At 36.9% G+C, this 2794-nt stretch carries 3 protein-coding genes; all 3 read left to right on the top strand.

Annotated elements, in window-relative coordinates; all coding sequences use genetic code 11:
- Window positions 1–142: 142 nt before the first annotated feature.
- The 3 genes from QL898_RS13695 (at window position 143) to QL898_RS13685 (ending at window position 2673) form a co-directional block, all read left to right on the top strand.
- Window positions 143–1444: a DUF2235 domain-containing protein gene (locus QL898_RS13695; protein WP_290177184.1), complete on the top strand. Its 1302-nt coding sequence runs from the start codon at window positions 143–145 to the stop codon at window positions 1442–1444.
- Entirely contained in the window at window positions 1441–2109 is a 669-nt protein-coding gene (locus QL898_RS13690) for a hypothetical protein (protein WP_290177183.1), read from the top strand. Before QL898_RS13695 ends, QL898_RS13690 begins: the two co-directional genes overlap by 4 nt.
- 201 nt (window positions 2110–2310) lie before the next feature.
- Entirely contained in the window at window positions 2311–2673 is a 363-nt protein-coding gene (locus QL898_RS13685; protein WP_356639419.1) for a hypothetical protein, read from the top strand.
- Window positions 2674–2794 lie beyond the last annotated feature (121 nt).

Below are 2794 nucleotides of genomic sequence, written 5' to 3'. Positions count from 1 at the left end.
ATTTTCTTAACGGCTTCTGCTTTAAATTCGTCACTGTAGGTTCTTACTTTCTTGGTCATGGTAAACTCCAGTTAATACGCTTAGTTTACCAAGTTTAGTTGTACGGTTTCGTCAGCATAGCTCAGATCCGAATGAACCAAAAATGTTTGATGGCGCTATTACAAAAATAACTAAACAAAATAAGGCGTTTGGTGCATTTGCTAAAAACAATGCGTTTTATATTTCTGGTGCTGCTACGACAGATCCGTACACTAGAGAAAAAGGCGATTTAACCGATGGCGGGTTTGGACTCTCCATAGTTAGAAGAGTAAATACTATGATTGGCTATTTAGAACAATATTTAGCCAAAGTAGATCAACAGTACAAAGGTAATAAGAAACCAATAACAGTGGACTTAGATATAGTAGGTTTTAGTCGCGGTGCCACTTCCGCTCGCATGTTTGCAAGCAAAGTAGAAAGGCTATTATCTGGTACAGACAAAACATATACTGCTTACAGACAAAATGGCCGGGCAGGAAAAGCATGGATTGATACGCCATGGACTTACAATCAAGCTTGGCTAACGAGCAGCTGCGGACTTAAAGTTAATTTTAATTTCATGGGGTTATGGGATACTGTTCCAGCATTTGGTAAAAATACAAGTAATGATGTTGCAGAGATGAAAGCTCTCAACATGTCATTATCTATACCAGATAAGTTCAAAAAAGTTGTTCATGCTGTGGCTGTCAACGAGCATCGTGCTCAGTTTCATGGCTACTCTATATTTGATAAAGCAAGTGAGGCTGTTAATACAAATAAGCGTATAGAACTTGGGTTTCTAGGCGCTCACTCGGATATTGGTGGGGCTTATAAGGAAGGTGATCTATCAGACGTATCATTAATGTGGGTAATTCAAGAAGCTGGCAAAGCAGGCATTGATTTTAATGAAAAATTAATTAAGGAAAAAGGATGGGACAACGTCACTAGACCTATCGTACATGACAGTATCGGTGTTAAAAGAGGAGGGTCTATTGGCGGTGTAGGACTGATTAATTTCTCACCTGGACGTGAGTTTCGCTGGGCAGGCACAGATGCAAGAGGTGCGCAGCAGTTTGCTAAATTTAATCATTTGAAATTAGATTGGAATGAGACATTAAAATTTCAGCCCACTTATAAAACAGGTAATAAAAATTTTAGAAGGAATAAGTTTCAGCAGATACAAGGTTTGACACAAGAGTATCTTGAAGATGAAAGTATAGGATGTGGTTACGTTTTGAACGCATGTGATCAGACAAATGATATTATGGCTCTTAAAACTATAGACGGTGAGAAAAATAGAACTATAGTCTATGATGGTTCAAATAGTAAGGAGACAATAGAGATAAAAGATTATATTCAATGGCTACAAAATAAAGGTTATGGTCTTAGTAATCTAAAAGTTAATGGAGCGACAGTTAAAAAATGAAATTAAACTTATCAAAGCCTACTGAAAGTTTTCGCCTCATAGTCATTAGTTTGTTGTTATTAATCGTAGCAAGCAGTGCTTTCGCTTTAGATAGAAAGTTTTATTTGGAAATTGATCCTAGTGGTGGTCAAGGATTTGATGAGAATAAGCCTCAAGTTTTGATCAGGGGAGATAATAATTTCAAATGTTCAAATACTTCTCTAAGTATGTTTTATTATGGTGAGCACTGCCAGATTAAGAAAGAGTCTTTACCCGAATCTATTAATATTGAGTATGGGCAATGGATATCAGTTGAAGCGAGTGAAAGACTGTATCCTGCTATGCCCGGCTTTAGATCAAAGCAACCAGAAGAAACAGAGGCTGCCTACAAGTTAAAAGTAGATACTCACTATAATAGATTATCTAATCTACCCAAGTATAAGAAGATTATAGCCGATGAAGAAGCATCTAAAGCTAATATAGAGTGGCATACCTATACTATTTATCCTCAGCAGCTGATGAATAAATATAAGTACAAAATTCCAGAGGATGGTGATGTTTCGTCTTATTTAAATCCTTTTGATTGGAGTACAAAGCTTTGGGTGACTATAGTGATCCATCCAGACATGACAATTACATTAGATGAGAGTTATAGCTTTGCTTCTGGTACTATTAGCTGGCACTAAATAAATATCTATTCAACACATTAAATTTTACATAAGTTAACCAAAATGGTATTGGGTATCCCGATACGCTTCATATCTAAAATATAAACACAAATCGTTAAACTTGCAAACTCATCAAATCCATTAGAGCGTGGTTTTTTAGGCGCGCATTCAGACATTGGTGGTGGCTATCAGGAAGGTGATCTATCAGACGTATCATTAATGTGGGTAATTCAAGAAGCTGGCAAAGCAGGCATTGATTTTAATGAAAAATTAATTAAGGAAGAAGGATGGGACAACGTCATTGACCCGATTGTCCACGATAGTATTGGTGTTGAAAGAGGCGGTGGATTAATCAATTTTTCACCTGGTCGTGAGTTTCGTTGGGCAGGCACAGATGCAAGAGGTGCTGAGCAGTTTGCTAACTTTAGTCATCTAAAATTGAACTGGCGTGATACGTTACAGTTTCAACCAGAGGCATCAAAAAATTCAACTGCCCGAGACAATCAGAAGTTTGAATTAATTGAAAGATTAAGTGAGAATTATGCTAATAATCCAAGCAAAACATGTGGGTATGTATTGTAGTGGTCAACTAATTTAGGACACCTGATAAGAGGTTTTTATTAAAGTAGCGTTTCTCTTTTTCTAGCGGTGTTAAATAACTGTTGAAAGTATGCGGTCTCACGGTTTGATAATAGCCCCAGAT

It is taken from the genome of Psychrobacter sp. APC 3279, assembly GCF_030407795.1.
GTDB lineage: Bacteria > Pseudomonadota > Gammaproteobacteria > Pseudomonadales > Moraxellaceae > Psychrobacter.
This window is presented reverse-complemented; position numbering and strand designations above follow the sequence as displayed.